Genomic DNA, 14,722 nt, shown 5'->3' with positions numbered 1-14,722 from the left:
TTTAGAGTGGCAATGTATTGTCACTCTTTTTTTCTCTTTCTATATGATCAATAAGAATATTTAACTGCCGATATTCATCATCACTACAACTATCGCTCCAAACCATGACTTCACGCCCTGTCTCAGTTTTTATTACTGTCACAAAAGGCTTATACAGCCGATTACAGTATTTAACCCTCTCTTCTACTTCTTGAAAGTAAATCACACCTTCAGTGGTCATCGTAACAGAGACGGTCGTACGATAGTGGCTAAAGAGAATGTTTTCTAATAGGTAAGCAATGATACAAACAGAGATAACAAGAGGCACAGCAGTCGCCAAAACAGCCCAACAGATCAGCACAAAAACAAATATGCGAACAATTTGAGCCATTTTTGATGGCGTAGTCGAAAACCTAACGGACTTTACTAAGGTTGTGGGCAACGATTTTATCTACCATCTCGGCTAAATTACTCTCTTTACTACGACCATGCTGCATTACCCACATAAACAGATCGGGATCATCACACTCTAAAAGTGCCACAAAATCCTGTTGTTCCATTTCTGTTAAGTCATCAAAACACTCTTCAAAAAACGGCATTATCACCACATCTAGTTCCAGCATTCCTCTTCGACATGCCCATTTGATTCGGGCTTTATCTTCTTTTGAATACATTTAGTTACTCCTTCATTTATTCTAGGCAAAGTGTACCAACTCCATCAGTTTGCAACCACTCGATAAATTTCGGTAGCATCACGAAAAAGAGATTAAACTCGCTTAAACCGCCAATAATCTTTAACCACAATAAAAGCAGTAACATTATTTCATGGATATACCGCCTATCAATGATTAAGATAGGTAACTAAGTAACCTCAAGATACTTCTTTCAGCAATTGCAGATTAAGTATGATTTTAATAATAAGCCAAGGTAATCATTATGAAATGGCAGAATAATCTTCCTTCTTACTCGCTCAACAAAGGGGATGATATCTCCACATTTATCATCTCTCACTTATCTTCCTGGAAGGCAATTGACGTTACAGGTGAGGACAAAAAGTCGTATTTACAAGGTCAGCTTACTTGTGATGTCGTGTCACTTAGTGAGACGGAAACAACTCTGGGGGCTCACTGCGATGCCAAAGGAAAAGTATGGAGTATTTTCCGTCTATTCCACCACCAAAATGGTTACGCTCTGTTTCAACACGCATCCGCTATTGAAAACGCCCTGAAAGAGATAAAAAAATACTCGGTTTTTTCTAAAGTCGACATTTCTATAGCGAAAGATATCGCGCTAGGTGTTGTTGGCCAACAAGCTGAGCAGCTGATCGATTCACTCTCTACTGATACTGGTGATGTAAGAGCAATATCTGGTGGAACAGCCGTTAAGGTTGATGAGCGTCGTTGGCTTGTTCTTTTAGACAGTGAATCTGCATCAAAATTTGTGGAGAATCAAGTCGAAGCAGGCCTCTATCATGAAGATATATGGGATAAGTATGATATCGAATCGGCCATCCCTCGTATCACAACAGATAATCAAAATGAACACATTCCACAAGCGTTCAACCTACAAGGCTTATTTGGCATAAATTTTTCTAAAGGCTGCTATACAGGACAAGAAACCGTTGCCCGCGCAAAGTATAGAGGAACAAATAAACGAAGCATGTTCATTGTAGAAGGTACAGTCGACGGTTCTATACCATCTGACACCACATTAGAAAGAAGCGTTGGCGAGAATTGGCGAACCGTGGGTAAGCTCATCACTCACTACTCCGTTTCAGCAGAGAAATGTATCGGGTTAATTGTGATGCCTAATAATCTCGACATTGATACCAAGTTACGATTAGCAGAACAACCTAACTCTGTCTGGAAAATTCGTCCACTACCCTATTCATTAGATGAATAACATAAGCTTTCAAACTGCCATTACTCAGTACTTAGAAAAGCAGCAGGTCAAATTTCGTCTGCTGCTTCATACCGTACCTACCACCAACATAGAAGAGACCGCGAAAGAACGAAATATCGAACCAAGAGTCATGGTCAAATCTATTCTATTGCGAGATATGGGGGACAACTATGTTCTTGCTTGCGTTCCCGGAGACCACTCTGTTGATCCTAAAAAAGTACGAGCATTATTGGGGTTAAGACGAATGACCTGTGTCTCGTATGATGATATTGAAGCGATCAGTGGATACAAGCCCGGAGCAGTGTCTCCACTGCTACTAAAAACACCGATGCCGATAGTTTTCGATCAACGGTTTCAATCCATAGCTGAAATCACTATTAGCAGCGGCAGCAACATGGCAGGAATAGCCATTCTCAACTCTGATCTGTTTTCCTTGTGCAACCCGACAAGCGTAAATGCCGATATCTGTCGATAACAACTGCCATATACGAACGTAAGTGCATGTATCAAAGTCTAGAAAAAACGACAACATTACATTAGTTACATAGATCTTGTTTCCAAAGAGAAAATCACAAAACTGAATTTAAAATCATAAAAAATAAATATATATTCAAGTGTTGTTTTTTAGGCTATGCTGATTCCAGTTAGAATCAGTCATTATTCACTCTCTTAAATCAAAGGGATGTGACATCAAAATATCAAACTTACTAACAATGTCTGTCAAATTTTTTGTTTGTGTAATGCATCTGTGACTATTCGCCCGCAAATTATTTGCGGGCATTTTTTTACATTTTATCTAAGTAAAATTTAAAAAAACGAAAAATAGGCTACTCTTTAACCAATAGATAGATAAACCGCATTTAATGCGTTAACTATGCGTAAGTAGTAATTATATTATTCATATAAGCAAAGTCTAATTATGAGGAGACGATCACGCAAAGTTGAATAAAATCCTTCTGATTTGATGAATTCAGCACAAATCACCAAGTTAGTAAGTTATAAAGCAGTATTTCTCCGTTTTAGTCACAAATCCGTCATAGTCTATCTCGTATAATCTATGGCGCTAGATAAAAACAAAGGAAGAACTATGCGAATGTTTAAGCGCTATACGCCTAGTATGATAGCTAAACACATAAGTAGGCTTTTTAAGGGAAGAATTTATATATACGGCGTAGGAAAATTTGAATTCGATAACGGCAAATTGATATTGCCAGAGAAAGCAGAGAAGCGACACTTCAAAGCGGTCAATGAAGTGAATCAGGAAATAATGAGGTTACGTTGTTGTTATGCTTAACTGCTATGTATGAATGACCATATTACATAATTATTTATTTACAAAAAGGTTGGCATAACGCCAACCTTTTTGTTTATCAGCCAAACATGATTTGTATCTAACGAACTCAGAACGAGCAATGGCAACTATAACTCTTTGCTCATATAGTTCTGCTTGGCAATATTTGGTAAGTTACCTTTAAGCCCCAATGCATGTTTCATAATCTCATCTTTTGCCCCTGGCAACTGGCTAGCCAATTTTACACCTAATCCTCTAAACAATTTCTTTGCAGGATTACCACCTTCAAATAGATCTTTAAAGCCTTGCATTGCTGCGATCATTTTCGCGGCTTCTGCTTTTCTCCACCGCTCATATGGTCGAAGGTTTCTTCTACTACCGATATCTTCTCCTGATAACCACAACTGTTTTATCTCTTGAGCTAAACTAGCTGCATCTAACAGGCCTAGATTGACACCCTGACCAGCAAGTGGATGTATGGTATGTGCCGCATCGCCCACCAGTGCTATCCGCTCCAATACAAAATCACGTGCATAACGCATTTTTAGAGGATAAGCCTCTCTTTTACCGAGCAGTGAACATAAGCCCAACTGCATATCAAACTCGGTACTTAAACGTTTATTGAACTCGTGCTCAGGCATCGCCAATAACTGTTCTACTCGGTTAGGATCGGTAGACCACACGATAGAACTCATATGCTCATCACTCATTGGTAAGAAAGCCAATGGTCCCATAGGAGTAAATGCCTGCCTTGCCACTTTTTGATGCTTTTCTGCCGTTTTAATGTTAGCAACCAACGCAGTATGACCGTAATCCCAATGAGTCAGAGGAATATCAGCTTGTTTTCGCACCCAAGAATTCGCCCCATCAGCCCCAACGACTAGCTTTGCCGTTAAAGACTGTTCATCCTCCAGTGTTAACCAAGCTTCACTCTCTCCCATCACTATTTTTTGGCATTTTGAAGGCATATATACCGTCACATTTGCTTGCTGCTTAACTTGCTCAAGCAGTGCCAGTTGAATCACTCTATTTTCAACAATATGGCCTAGATTAGGTTGTCCCATATGTGTTGCATCAAACTCGATACGAGCAAAACTATCCTGCTCCCACACTTCCATTGCAGTATACGGTGACGATCGCCGCTTCTCTATTCCTTGCCATGCTCCCACATTCGCCAATATTCGTTCACTTGCCCGGCTTAATGCGGATACACGCACATCTGGTAATGACGCTAGCTCTTGATCTGGAGCTGTCCCTTCTATTACCGCAATTCTTATATCTGTATCTCTTAATGCTGAAGCGAGAGTAAGTCCAACCATCCCACCACCAACAATTGCAATATCAACGCTTCGCATCATAATCTACCTTTTAACCAATCCCATTGTTCGCTTTAAAAGCGGCCCCTTTAGCAGAGGTATATTATCTATAGCCATTAACCCAGCATTACGTCCAATACGTAAAGGAAGCCACTGATTTGAAAACAGTCGTACCATACCGGACGTTAACGCGATCGTACTGTCTCTATCATTCACTCTACGTTGGTTAAATCGCGACAGTGATATAAATCCACCAACATCGTCTTCTACATTCAACTCTTCAACTAGGCTAGCTATATCTCGTATTCCAAGATTAAAACCTTGCCCTGCGATGGGGTGCAATAACTGACTGGCATTACCTACGCAGGCAAAACGGTGATGAACGATGGATTCTTTTCGCTTTAAAATCAGAGGATATGAGGCTCTTTCTCCAATTTGCTTAATTCTCCCCAATCGCCAGCCAAATTGCTGCTGCAGCTTATCTATACAACTTTTCTCATCGAGTGCTAGTAATGATGATGCTTGTGAAGGCGACATACACCAAACTAAAGACATTCGATCCCCAGACATAGGCAGAAGTGCAAGAGGGCCATTATTGGTAAAACGCTCAAATGCTTGTCCTTGATGAGGTTTTTCCGTTGTTATATTGGCAATCACTGCAATCTGTTCAAAGTCATATTCTGAATGCTCAATATTCAATAACTGACAACAGGTCGATTCTGCACCATCAGCAGCTACCAACAAACGACATGCCAGAGATTTACCAGATGATAACTCAATGACATTATTCTGCTCAGACTGTGTAATTGTCTTAACAGAGTCAGGGCAATAGAAATCAATACCGTCAAGCCGAGACAGTTTGTCGTGATACACGCTTCCGACATCGGCAAGTTCTACAACATAACCTAATGCGTCGACACCATACGAGTGATGGTCAATATCTGTCAGCCCCCACTGCCCTTGCTCAGAAACGTGGATACGCTTAATTTCGGTAGCCACTTGAGATATATCCGACCATAATCCAAAACGCTCTAGCAACTGCTGAGTTCCAATAGATAGCGCGATGGAACGAGCATCAAAACCAGGATGTTTTTGGTTATTTGCATCGAACGGCTCAATCACAGCAATGCGAATTGTTCCCTGACTTTTCTGCTGTAGAGCCAAAGCCAGAGTCGCTCCTGCCATAGCGCCACCAGCAATGGCTATATCGTATTCTTTCATCTCATCACTAAACTTAATGTATCGTTGGCGCACTTTTCTCTGAACTGACTTTTAAACCGTATTCAGCATGAACGGTGAGCACACATGCTTTTACGTGTTCAATCACCTGCTCAAGTAAGTCAGCCTGTTCCTGCATATCATCATCCTCGTCGATACCCAGTTTACTAATCTCTTCCAGATCTCCCAGTGCTTCTTTCACATCTTTTGGAGCATCTTTAAGAGTCAATCCCGCTAACCCAAGACCCGAGATAAAGTGATTCACCCATTCGCTTAAGCTATCAGCTTGTTCCTGTAAAGGCTCATTATCATCAGCCAGCAACATAGAAAGCTCAATTTCTGAACCGGTAAGCTCAGTCACTGCTGCCTTAAATATCTCAGTCCCCACCCGTAAAGCTTTATCCGGCCATCCCATTCCATCGTTGGTGTAATCAAAAATAAGAGCCTGCCAACTTTTATCAGTAATCGACAACCCACCACTTACCATTCCAATAAGTAATCCTTGTAGCTCAGCCGGGCGAACTGATAATCCAGCACTTTTTAGTTCAACAGCAACCACCGAATAGTCAGGCACTATTTTTTCACTCATAATCATTCTTCAAATTAATTGTTAATTGCAGCAATACTAGCATTTTCAGCCGCGAGCTAAAATGTTCAAACTCGATTAAAACTGATGAGCATTTACACAAAATAGATAATATTTGTTAATTTGCAGTTCTATTTTGCTGGCAAAACGGTGAAACACTTGAATCTTCCTAACGCTTTTTCTATAGTGCATTTTCAATGGCAAAACCGCCATTTAATATAGCGCGTAAAGAGTTCTGTCATTATGAGTAGCCAAGCGGTTGAAGTTGAAATTTTAGGTAAGTTAACCCGAGTAAATTGTCCTGTCGGTCAAGAAGCGTCATTGCGCCAAGCCGCAAAAGATCTCGATGAAAGATTGAAAGAGATGACGGAACGAACTAAAGTGTCAAATACTGAAAAGCTACTAACAATTGCAGCTTTAAATGTCTGTTATGAACTTCAGCAAATAAAAGAAGCTGAAAATTCAACTCAAGAACAGATAGAAAAACGAATAGAACAATTAACCGCATCACTGGACGATGCTTTAAATAACGTAAATTCAGACAGTTAACCATATGAATTTACCCGCACGGATGGCGTAAAAAGTTTTACCCTGGGGTGTTTGTCAGCAGAATTTACGTCCCTGAGCCGATAAGCAATACCAAAGGGTTAGTACTTGATAGCTATTGAGCAAGCTCGGCTCGTATCGAGAAGCCTACGGTTATCATTGCTGATCCGCCTTGAACCAGCTGGTTCAAGGGCCATTAATTCTCAACGGCACTCTGGGGTATCCTAATGCAAAATATCCGCACACATCTACGCAAGATCATGCGTCAAAAGCGTCAAGATTTATCCTCCACCGACCAAACTCTCGCAGCTAATCAAGCCTTACACCAAATCAAGCAATTTACTCCACTGCAGCAAGCCGATCAGATCGCAATTTATATCTCTACCAACGGTGAACTCAACACTCAACCCATAATTGAGCACTGTTGGGAAGAAGGTAAACATGTTTTTCTGCCAGTATTGCATCCATTTTCTAAAGGACAACTACTATTCTTAAACTATACCCCTGATACCCCTATGGTTGCTAACAAGTATGGAATTAAGGAGCCTTGCTTAGATGTTACTCAAGTTATCCCTATTTCTCAGCTTGATGTGATATTCACCCCTCTTGTCGCTTTTGACTCACAAGGACAAAGGTTAGGTATGGGCGGTGGCTATTATGATCGAAGTCTTGAGCCTTGGTATGCCAGTGGTAAAGGCGCACTGCCTGTCGGTCTGGCACACACATGCCAGCAAGTCGATCGCTTACCGGTTGAGCAGTGGGATATCCCCCTACCAAATATTATTACTCCAGATAGAATATGGCGTTGGGAAATTGAACATTAAACCGTTATAATTTCCGCCGTTTTATAATTCCCCCCTAATACTCTGGAGAAAATCATGACACAAGATGAAATGAAAAAGGAAGCTGGCTGGGCAGCACTAAAATATGTTGAAGCAGGCAGCATTGTAGGTGTCGGCACAGGATCGACAGTGAAACACTTCATCGATGCACTAGGTACTATGAAAGAAGAGATCAAAGGTGCGGTGTCAAGCTCAGTAGACTCTACAGAAAAGCTTAAAGCCCTTGGTATTGAAGTATTTGATTGCAACGAAGTTGATAAGCTAGACGTCTATGTCGATGGTGCTGATGAAATTAACCCAAATAAAGAGATGATCAAGGGTGGTGGCGCAGCGTTAACAAGAGAAAAAATCGTCGCTGCAATTTCTGAAAAATTCATTTGCATCGTTGATGGTTCTAAAGCTGTTGACGTGTTAGGCAAGTTTCCTTTGCCAGTAGAAGTCATTCCTATGGCCCGTTCATATGTAGGAAGAGAACTGGTTAAACTTGGTGGCGACCCTGCATATAGAGAGGGTGTAGTAACCGACAATGGCAATATCATTATTGATGTTCATGGTCTAGAAATTACTAATGCCAAAGAACTAGAAGATAAAATTACAAGCTTAGCGGGTGTCGTTACCGTGGGACTGTTTGCTCATCGCGGAGCTGATGTGGTGATTACCGGCTCTCCTGAAGGCGCAAAAATAGCAGAATAACCACCTATTTGTTCTATAAAAGTTGCAAAATATGTAATTTGATAACAAACGGCACTCTAAAGTGCCGTTTTTTTATCTCTTATGCCGTAATTTTCTTACCCAAAATGCATTTTTTTTGATAGTTTATTAAACAGAAATGTACAGCAAGTTGAAATAGTCCGTAAGGCTGACAAGGGTTTCACATACTTGCCACATGTCTGTACTGTAAAAAACATTCCATTTTAAGGACGCAAATAAATGGCCAAAGTATCACTGGAAAAAGACAAAATTAAAATTCTGCTTTTAGAGGGACTTCACCCTTCAACAGTCGAAGTTTTAGAAGCCGCTGGATATACCAATATCGAATACCACAAGGGTTCACTTTCTGAAGATGAACTTGTAAAAGCAGTAAAAGATGTGCACTTCATCGGTATTCGATCGAGATCCAACCTTTCCGAAAAAGTGTTTCAAGCTGCGAACAAACTAGCAGCAGTTGGTTGTTTTTGTATCGGTACAAATCAGGTTGACTTAACCGCAGCCTCTAAGCGCGGCATACCTGTCTTTAACGCTCCGTTTTCAAATACTCGTAGTGTCGCAGAGCTAGTTTTAGGACAGATATTGCTATTACTAAGGGGAATTCCTGAAAAAAATGCACTTGCCCATCGAGGCATCTGGAAAAAAAGTGCTGATGGCTCTTACGAAGCTCGCGGTAAACGTTTAGGTATTATTGGCTATGGTCATATTGGAACTCAGTTAGGTATTATCGCTGAAAACCTCGGAATGCGCGTGTATTTCTATGACATTGAAAATAAGCTCTCGTTAGGAAATGCCACTCAAGTACATACTCTTAGTGACTTACTAAACAAGTGTGATGTTATATCTCTTCATGTACCAGAAACCCCAGAAACAAAAGATATGATGGGTGAAGAAGAGTTCGCAATGATGAAACCGGGAGCTGTCTTTATCAATGCCGCGAGAGGCACAGTGGTGGATATTCCAGCCTTATGTCAATCTCTCGAGTCACGACACCTTGGAGGCGCAGCGGTGGATGTATTCCCTATCGAGCCGAAAACAAATGCCGATCCTTTTGAGTCGCCACTGATTAAATTTGACAATGTTATTCTTACTCCGCATGTGGGGGGGTCTACACAAGAAGCTCAAGAAAACATTGGGGTAGAAGTCGCGGGGAAACTGGCTAAATACTCAGACAATGGCTCAACTCTTTCTAGTGTTAACTTCCCTGAAGTGTCATTACCAACACATAAAGGAGCTTCTCGTCTTCTGCATATTCACGAGAACCGCCCCGGCATCCTGACTCAAATCAACACCATTTTTGCCGAAGATGGCATTAACATCGCGGGTCAGTATTTACAAACTAGCTCAGAAATTGGCTACGTGGTTATTGATGTAGAAGCAAGCCGTTCAGAAGAAGCGTTAGTTAAGCTTAAGAAGATTGACGGTACCATCCGCGCAAGATTACTGCATTAATTAAGAGCAAAAAACAACAAAGCCCTCAGAATTTGAGGGCTTTGTTTATATAAAAATTTTTCTATTCTTGATCTTTTTCTGCCTGCATATCTAGACAACGCTGAAGATCGTAGTTGTACTGACCGCCACCAGTTCCTTTGAAATTGATAGAAATAGTAAAACCGTCTTCTAAAATAGATAGCGCTTGGACACAAGAAAATTCATACGCCGAATTTAAAGTCACACCTTTAAGCCAACGATAACCATTTTGTACCCATTTGTTGTAGGTAAGAACACCTTCATCAGATACGCTCATGTCTCTGACATCTTTCATCTCTTCTTGGAGAGCTTTGATCGCTTCAGGACTCGCAGTAGGTTCACTAACTTGATAGCCCGCTGAACTACACCCTATCAAAATGACGAAAGTAAAAGCCATTATCATTATATTTTTCATTTTATTCTTCTATTTCACTGAGTTGGAGGGGAATAGTAATTTAAACCTATAACGAAAAACAATACCCACCTTCAATAAAACAGTGTATAAAATTAATATTTACAATATTATGGCGTTCAATCTAGTTAACTGTGCATTTCTGTTAAAACTATCAATATAACAAATAGTTACCATTAGCTCACTTATCAACGTTTCTCTTAGCTAAAAGAGAGCTATTTGGCCTCTTTGACTAATATCACTCATCTATAGCCCTTGCTGAACTACTTCAAACGGTAAGTAACATTCACACTATCTCGAATAATAATTGTCGCGTCTTGATAACTCGCAGCAACATCGGCTTGTGCTTCCATTGCCATTGATTTATACATAATAGGGCGACGCTCTGGCCCTTGGTTATAGGTGATTTTCCAAACGCCATCTAACTGTGAACTAAAACCTTCTGCTAATGATGATGCTTTATCATTAGCATCCTTAATCGCTTCTTTTCTCGCTAGCTGTTGGTAACTTTTTTTGTCTTTCACTTTCAACTGAATATTATCGACGCGATTGATACCATCACCAATGGCACCGTCTAGGTAAGCATTTAACTTTGTTAAATCATTTACGGTAACTGTAATGCTACGAGACGCTTTATAACCTACCAACTCAGAAGCTCCTGACTTAGGGTAGTGATATCTAGGGGATAAGTATAAGTTACTGCTATTAATATCCTGTTTCTGCACACCTTCCGCCATTAAACGTTGAATAAATGCAGTCACTACTTTATCCACTCGCTTTTTCGCTTGCTCTGCGGTAAGAGTCGACTCTTCAATTTGGACCGTGAATTCTGCCATGTCGGGTTGTGCTATCACCTCTCCATATCCTGTTGTTTCAATATGAGGAAAGCTTGGATTCGCTGCCATCACCTTTATACTCAATGTACAAAGAAAAACAGCAAGTAATATCATTATACGTTTCATTGAAATACCTTATTGGTTAACTCGGTCAAAGTCGCGCTACGATTTACGTAGTCAAATTCATTTCTCAGCATATATTGAGATACCTGTTTGAGCGTACTCACTAACTTCAGTCACTATACTAGCCAAATTCAAACTAGAAGGTACTCAATTCTATGATGTTTGACATAACTCTAACTTAACCTTGAGGCAAGTTCTTTTTTGCGAAGCAAATAATAGAACTGGAAAGTTCATCAATAACACCACTTTCCAACTGCCAGTGGTGCCAATATAGCTCATGTGGAATTGTATGCTGTGGAACGATATTAATGAGCTCGCCATTTTTTAGCTCATCAACAATTTGCGGCTTAGGTATCAAACAATATGCAACCCCCAAAGTTGCAAGCTTAACAAACGCTTCCGAACTCCTTACCGTATGCTTTACTACATGACTAACCGAAAGCCCAAAATGTTGCTGAATGAACATCTCATGCATTTGATCATATTGATTGAAGACAACGGCAGGGGCATGCATTAATGACTCTCTCGATACACCGTCAGGAAAGTAACGTTGGCAAAACTCAGGGCTTGCCACGCATAGATACTCCATTGTACCTAAATAATCCGCCGTACAACCTGTGATAGGTTTTGCTTCAATGCTTATTGCTCCGACAACTTCGCCACTACGTAGTTTTTCTAAAGTTCGTTTTTCGTCTTCAACAATGAGATTCAATTGAAGCTTTGATGAATGCAACAGATTGGCTAAGCTAGGTAATAACCAAGTCGCCAATGTATCGGCATTCGTTGCCACCGATACAGGTAGAGGCTTTTCACTCGCTTCAGGGGTCAGCTCTGGCAATAAATCTTGCTCAAGCAAACAGACTCGCCGGTACAAACCCAACAACTTCTTTCCTGCATCGGTTGCTCTAGGTGGTTGCTCTCGAATCAAAACTGGTTGTGCTAACCATTTCTCTAACTGTTTAATTCGCTGCGATACTGCTGATTGTGATATACAGAGCTCCTCTGCAGCCTTATCAAAACTTCGCTGCTCAATAATGGCATCTAATGCTTCAATCCAGCGATAATCTAGTCCTCTCATAACTTTCCTTAATCTTCTGCTCTGTCACTTTACATTATAAGCAAAACTTATTATCAATAAGAATTATTAGTTATAATTATTGATACTTTTTCAATACTCTATATCAATACGTTAATACAAAAGTAGACACTACATGAAGAAGGGAACACTGTGAGTTTTTGGATATTGCTACAAGGATTTGGTTTAAACGCTGGAATGATCATTCCCATAGGCGCACAAAATGCCTACGTATTAAATCAAGGCATCAATCGCCAACATCATATTACGACGGCAACCTTATGCAGTATTTTGGATATCATATTGGTCTCCGCGGGTATATTTGGTGGCGGAGCACTATTGTCACAAAATGAAACACTGCTCACCAGCGTGACTGTAGGAGGTATTCTATTCCTCACTTTTTATGGTTACCTTTCATTAAGAAACGCCTTTAATAGCCAATCTAACGAGAAAAAATCGTCCTCCGTGGCAAAGGGTCGAATCGCCGTTATTATGGGGGCATTGGCTGTAACCATACTCAATCCACAAGTCTATTTAGATACTGTAGTTATACTTGGCTCTATTGGTGGGCAATTTGAAGGAAACGATCGCATAGCGTTTGCAATTGGAACGGCGCTCTCTTCTCTGGTTTGGTTTTATGGGCTGTCGCTAGGAGCAGCAAAACTTGCTCCAACTCTTTCAAAGCCAAAAGTAAAAAAATCTATCGATTTTGTTGTCGCAATGATCATGTTTGTTGTTGCACTCTCTTTAACAAAGCTTCTTTGGGAACAATATTTTTAATGGAACGTTTAGACGAAATTTATCAATTCAACCTATCACTTTTTCAACGCAATAATATTGCCTATAAAGAGTGGCAACACGAACCTATCCGTGACTTTGCCACGGATGAAAGAGTCTCAAAAGAATTAGGAATGACAGGCACAATGAGTAAAAGTCTTTTTCTTAAAATTAAAGGTGGTGGTTTCGCATTGCTATTAACCGAAAAAGATAAACGCTTAGATAAAAAAGCCGTTAAAGATGCATTAGGAAAACGAGTATCTATCTGTACTCCAGAAGAGATGACAGCGGAAATAGGCTGTTTATCTGGGGCTGTATGTCCATTTGGTTTACCAGAAGAGATACCTATGATCATCGATCAAGAGATGATAGAAAAAGATGAGATTTTGTACACCCCGGCATACCCAGAAAAAACCTTTTCTTTCGCAGGTTCCGATCTACCAGCGCTCCTCAGTCAGCTTCCTAATACCATCCACATGATCTAAAAAAAGGGCCTTATGGCCCTTTTAACTCTATAGCATTTAATCAATAGCGATTAAGTGTATTCTAATCCGCTTTATTCAGGTGAACATCCATTTGTGGGAAAGGTATTTCAATTCCTTCTTTATCAAGCGCTTCTTTTATACCTTGTAGCGAATCAAAATAAACATTCCAGTAATCTGCGGTTTTACACCATGGACGCACAACAAAGTTAACCGAGGAGTCCGCCAGCGCCGACACACCAATTTGTATACCTGGCGACGTTAAAATTCGATCATCAGCCTCTAAAACACTCAATATGACTTGTTTGGTTTTTTGCAGGTCTGCATTATAAGAGACACCAATGACATGATCGATTCTTCGGGTATCATGACGAGAATAGTTGACAATAGCACCGCCAATAACTGAACCATTAGGTACGACAACCATTTTATTATCCGGTGTTGTTAGAATAGTTTGAAAGATCTGAATCGAATCTACAGAGCCCGCAACACCACCAATTTCAACATAATCACCCGTTTTGAACGGACGAAATGCCACAATCAATACGCCGGCGGCAAAGTTTGATAATGAGCCCTGAAGAGCTAAACCAATAGCTAAGCCTGCAGCACCGATAACCGCAACCACAGATGCAGTCTGTACACCGACTCGACCTAATGCGGCAATAAGAACGATAATAAACAGCAGATAGCGAACTAATGCATGAATAAAATCAACTACCGCTTTATCCATCTGTTTATTTTTAAGTACCTTAGCAACACTGTTGGCGATCGCTTTTACTACAATGTTACCAATGAAGAGTATCAGTATGGCCGAAATAATGTTTACACCATACTGAACCAGAAGATCAGAATTATTGCTTAACCAACGCTCTGCTAAAGAAAAGCTCTCCGCAACCTCTGTTACTACTATATTTTCATCTGCCATAATTCTACCTTTATTAGTTGTAAATCCTTTTTCACTAAATTAGCTAACTTCTACTGAAATAAGATAAACCAGTTAAAGCTATAAAATCCAGACTAATTACAGTAAACAGCAACATAATTTTTGATAAGACAAAAGTATCCACCGGCATAGCCGGTGGTTTTTCATATGCGCCTATAAGGCTCTCCTACTGGCTGCGCCCTAGCAGGCGCATAGTGATCTGACATTTGCATATGA

The 14,722-nt window shown here is 40.4% G+C and carries 18 protein-coding genes and 1 other RNA gene; 10 read left to right on the top strand and 9 right to left on the bottom strand.

Annotated features, from left to right (window positions below):
- Position 1: 1 nt before the first annotated feature.
- Both F0227_RS19465 and F0227_RS19460 read right to left on the bottom strand, forming a co-directional pair.
- A complete protein-coding gene (locus F0227_RS19465) occupies positions 2–370 on the bottom strand; it encodes a hypothetical protein (protein ID WP_171754917.1) in 369 nt (122 codons plus the stop codon).
- Between the two features lie 22 nt (positions 371–392).
- The gene (locus F0227_RS19460; protein WP_171754916.1) at positions 393–653 is read right to left on the bottom strand and encodes a succinate dehydrogenase assembly factor 2; all 261 of its coding nucleotides are present in this window, start codon (positions 651–653) and stop codon (positions 393–395) included.
- 262 nt (positions 654–915) lie between these two features.
- Between F0227_RS19460 and ygfZ the strand changes: the two genes are divergently transcribed.
- The 3 genes from ygfZ to F0227_RS19445 all read left to right on the top strand — a co-directional run bounded on the left by ygfZ (position 916) and on the right by F0227_RS19445 (position 3,175).
- The gene (gene ygfZ / locus F0227_RS19455; protein ID WP_171754915.1) at positions 916–1,881 is read left to right on the top strand and encodes a tRNA-modifying protein YgfZ; all 966 of its coding nucleotides are present in this window, start codon (positions 916–918) and stop codon (positions 1,879–1,881) included.
- Entirely contained in the window at positions 1,874–2,356 is a 483-nt protein-coding gene (locus F0227_RS19450) for a YbaK/EbsC family protein (RefSeq protein ID WP_171754914.1), read from the top strand. The genes ygfZ and F0227_RS19450 overlap by 8 nt, the downstream gene beginning before the upstream one ends.
- Positions 2,357–2,968: 612 nt before the next feature.
- A complete protein-coding gene (locus F0227_RS19445; RefSeq protein ID WP_171754913.1) occupies positions 2,969–3,175 on the top strand; it encodes a DUF1107 domain-containing protein in 207 nt (68 codons plus the stop codon).
- A 125-nt stretch (positions 3,176–3,300) separates the two neighbouring features.
- Here F0227_RS19445 and F0227_RS19440 read toward each other — a convergent pair whose 3' ends face one another.
- The 3 genes from F0227_RS19440 to F0227_RS19430 are packed head-to-tail and all read right to left on the bottom strand — an operon-like array spanning position 3,301 to position 6,295.
- Positions 3,301–4,530, bottom strand: coding sequence for an FAD-dependent 2-octaprenylphenol hydroxylase (locus tag F0227_RS19440; RefSeq protein WP_171754912.1), 1,230 nt, complete (start codon positions 4,528–4,530; stop codon positions 3,301–3,303).
- Between the two features lie 3 nt (positions 4,531–4,533).
- Positions 4,534–5,709, bottom strand: coding sequence for a 2-octaprenyl-6-methoxyphenyl hydroxylase (ubiH, locus tag F0227_RS19435; RefSeq protein ID WP_171754911.1), 1,176 nt, complete (start codon positions 5,707–5,709; stop codon positions 4,534–4,536).
- Between the two features lie 13 nt (positions 5,710–5,722).
- Complete coding sequence (locus F0227_RS19430; RefSeq protein ID WP_171754910.1) at positions 5,723–6,295, bottom strand: YecA family protein; 573 nt, start codon at positions 6,293–6,295, stop codon at positions 5,723–5,725.
- Positions 6,296–6,535: 240 nt separating this feature from the next.
- Between F0227_RS19430 and zapA the strand changes: the two genes are divergently transcribed.
- From zapA to serA, 5 genes are all read left to right on the top strand, one after another.
- A complete protein-coding gene (zapA, locus tag F0227_RS19425) occupies positions 6,536–6,841 on the top strand; it encodes a cell division protein ZapA (protein ID WP_171754909.1) in 306 nt (101 codons plus the stop codon).
- A 36-nt stretch (positions 6,842–6,877) separates the two neighbouring features.
- A non-coding RNA gene (gene ssrS / locus F0227_RS19420) (6S RNA) lies at positions 6,878–7,063 on the top strand.
- A gap of 2 nt (positions 7,064–7,065) precedes the next feature.
- Entirely contained in the window at positions 7,066–7,662 is a 597-nt protein-coding gene (locus F0227_RS19415) for a 5-formyltetrahydrofolate cyclo-ligase (RefSeq protein ID WP_171754908.1), read from the top strand.
- Positions 7,663–7,716: 54 nt separating this feature from the next.
- Positions 7,717–8,373, top strand: a complete 657-nt coding sequence (gene rpiA, locus F0227_RS19410; protein ID WP_171754907.1) for a ribose-5-phosphate isomerase RpiA — start codon at positions 7,717–7,719, stop codon at positions 8,371–8,373.
- Positions 8,374–8,610: 237 nt separating this feature from the next.
- The gene (gene serA, locus F0227_RS19405; protein ID WP_171754906.1) at positions 8,611–9,840 is read left to right on the top strand and encodes a phosphoglycerate dehydrogenase; all 1,230 of its coding nucleotides are present in this window, start codon (positions 8,611–8,613) and stop codon (positions 9,838–9,840) included.
- 61 nt (positions 9,841–9,901) lie between these two features.
- On the opposite strand, the gene F0227_RS19400 is transcribed toward serA, so the two are convergent.
- From F0227_RS19400 to F0227_RS19390, 3 genes are all read right to left on the bottom strand, one after another.
- Positions 9,902–10,273: a hypothetical protein gene (locus F0227_RS19400; RefSeq protein WP_171754905.1), complete on the bottom strand. Its 372-nt coding sequence runs from the start codon at positions 10,271–10,273 to the stop codon at positions 9,902–9,904.
- Positions 10,274–10,533: 260 nt separating this feature from the next.
- The gene (locus F0227_RS19395; RefSeq protein ID WP_171754904.1) at positions 10,534–11,232 is read right to left on the bottom strand and encodes an oxidative stress defense protein; all 699 of its coding nucleotides are present in this window, start codon (positions 11,230–11,232) and stop codon (positions 10,534–10,536) included.
- A 175-nt stretch (positions 11,233–11,407) separates the two neighbouring features.
- Positions 11,408–12,307, bottom strand: coding sequence for a LysR family transcriptional regulator ArgP (locus tag F0227_RS19390; protein WP_171754903.1), 900 nt, complete (start codon positions 12,305–12,307; stop codon positions 11,408–11,410).
- 150 nt (positions 12,308–12,457) lie between these two features.
- Here F0227_RS19390 and F0227_RS19385 point away from each other — a divergent pair, with 150 nt between their 5' ends.
- Positions 12,458–13,084, top strand: a complete 627-nt coding sequence (locus tag F0227_RS19385) for a LysE/ArgO family amino acid transporter (RefSeq protein ID WP_171754902.1) — start codon at positions 12,458–12,460, stop codon at positions 13,082–13,084.
- Positions 13,084–13,566, top strand: a complete 483-nt coding sequence (locus tag F0227_RS19380; protein ID WP_171754901.1) for a YbaK/EbsC family protein — start codon at positions 13,084–13,086, stop codon at positions 13,564–13,566. The genes F0227_RS19385 and F0227_RS19380 overlap by 1 nt, the downstream gene beginning before the upstream one ends.
- A 61-nt stretch (positions 13,567–13,627) precedes the next feature.
- Here F0227_RS19380 and mscS read toward each other — a convergent pair whose 3' ends face one another.
- Complete coding sequence (mscS, locus tag F0227_RS19375) at positions 13,628–14,488, bottom strand: small-conductance mechanosensitive channel MscS (protein WP_171754900.1); 861 nt, start codon at positions 14,486–14,488, stop codon at positions 13,628–13,630.
- Positions 14,489–14,722: the final 234 nt, after the last annotated feature.

The organism is Vibrio sp. 99-8-1, assembly GCF_013114595.1.
Classification (GTDB): domain Bacteria; phylum Pseudomonadota; class Gammaproteobacteria; order Enterobacterales; family Vibrionaceae; genus Vibrio.
The sequence above is the reverse complement of the archived record's forward strand: the minus strand, read 5'-3'. Positions and strand labels throughout refer to the sequence as shown.

Coding starts and splice junctions, on each gene's coding strand:
- F0227_RS19395 (WP_171754904.1), bottom strand. CDS start 11,232: ATGAAACGTATAATGATATTACTTGCTGTTTTTCTTTGTACATTGAGT.
- F0227_RS19415 (WP_171754908.1), top strand. CDS start 7,066: ATGCAAAATATCCGCACACATCTACGCAAGATCATGCGTCAAAAGCGT.
- zapA (WP_171754909.1), top strand. CDS start 6,536: ATGAGTAGCCAAGCGGTTGAAGTTGAAATTTTAGGTAAGTTAACCCGA.
- F0227_RS19390 (WP_171754903.1), bottom strand. CDS start 12,307: ATGAGAGGACTAGATTATCGCTGGATTGAAGCATTAGATGCCATTATT.
- F0227_RS19440 (WP_171754912.1), bottom strand. CDS start 4,530: ATGATGCGAAGCGTTGATATTGCAATTGTTGGTGGTGGGATGGTTGGA.
- F0227_RS19465 (WP_171754917.1), bottom strand. CDS start 370: ATGGCTCAAATTGTTCGCATATTTGTTTTTGTGCTGATCTGTTGGGCT.
- F0227_RS19380 (WP_171754901.1), top strand. CDS start 13,084: ATGGAACGTTTAGACGAAATTTATCAATTCAACCTATCACTTTTTCAA.
- F0227_RS19460 (WP_171754916.1), bottom strand. CDS start 653: ATGTATTCAAAAGAAGATAAAGCCCGAATCAAATGGGCATGTCGAAGA.
- mscS (WP_171754900.1), bottom strand. CDS start 14,488: ATGGCAGATGAAAATATAGTAGTAACAGAGGTTGCGGAGAGCTTTTCT.
- F0227_RS19445 (WP_171754913.1), top strand. CDS start 2,969: ATGCGAATGTTTAAGCGCTATACGCCTAGTATGATAGCTAAACACATA.
- rpiA (WP_171754907.1), top strand. CDS start 7,717: ATGACACAAGATGAAATGAAAAAGGAAGCTGGCTGGGCAGCACTAAAA.
- ygfZ (WP_171754915.1), top strand. CDS start 916: ATGAAATGGCAGAATAATCTTCCTTCTTACTCGCTCAACAAAGGGGAT.
- ubiH (WP_171754911.1), bottom strand. CDS start 5,709: ATGAAAGAATACGATATAGCCATTGCTGGTGGCGCTATGGCAGGAGCG.
- F0227_RS19450 (WP_171754914.1), top strand. CDS start 1,874: ATGAATAACATAAGCTTTCAAACTGCCATTACTCAGTACTTAGAAAAG.
- serA (WP_171754906.1), top strand. CDS start 8,611: ATGGCCAAAGTATCACTGGAAAAAGACAAAATTAAAATTCTGCTTTTA.
- F0227_RS19400 (WP_171754905.1), bottom strand. CDS start 10,273: ATGAAAAATATAATGATAATGGCTTTTACTTTCGTCATTTTGATAGGG.
- F0227_RS19430 (WP_171754910.1), bottom strand. CDS start 6,295: ATGAGTGAAAAAATAGTGCCTGACTATTCGGTGGTTGCTGTTGAACTA.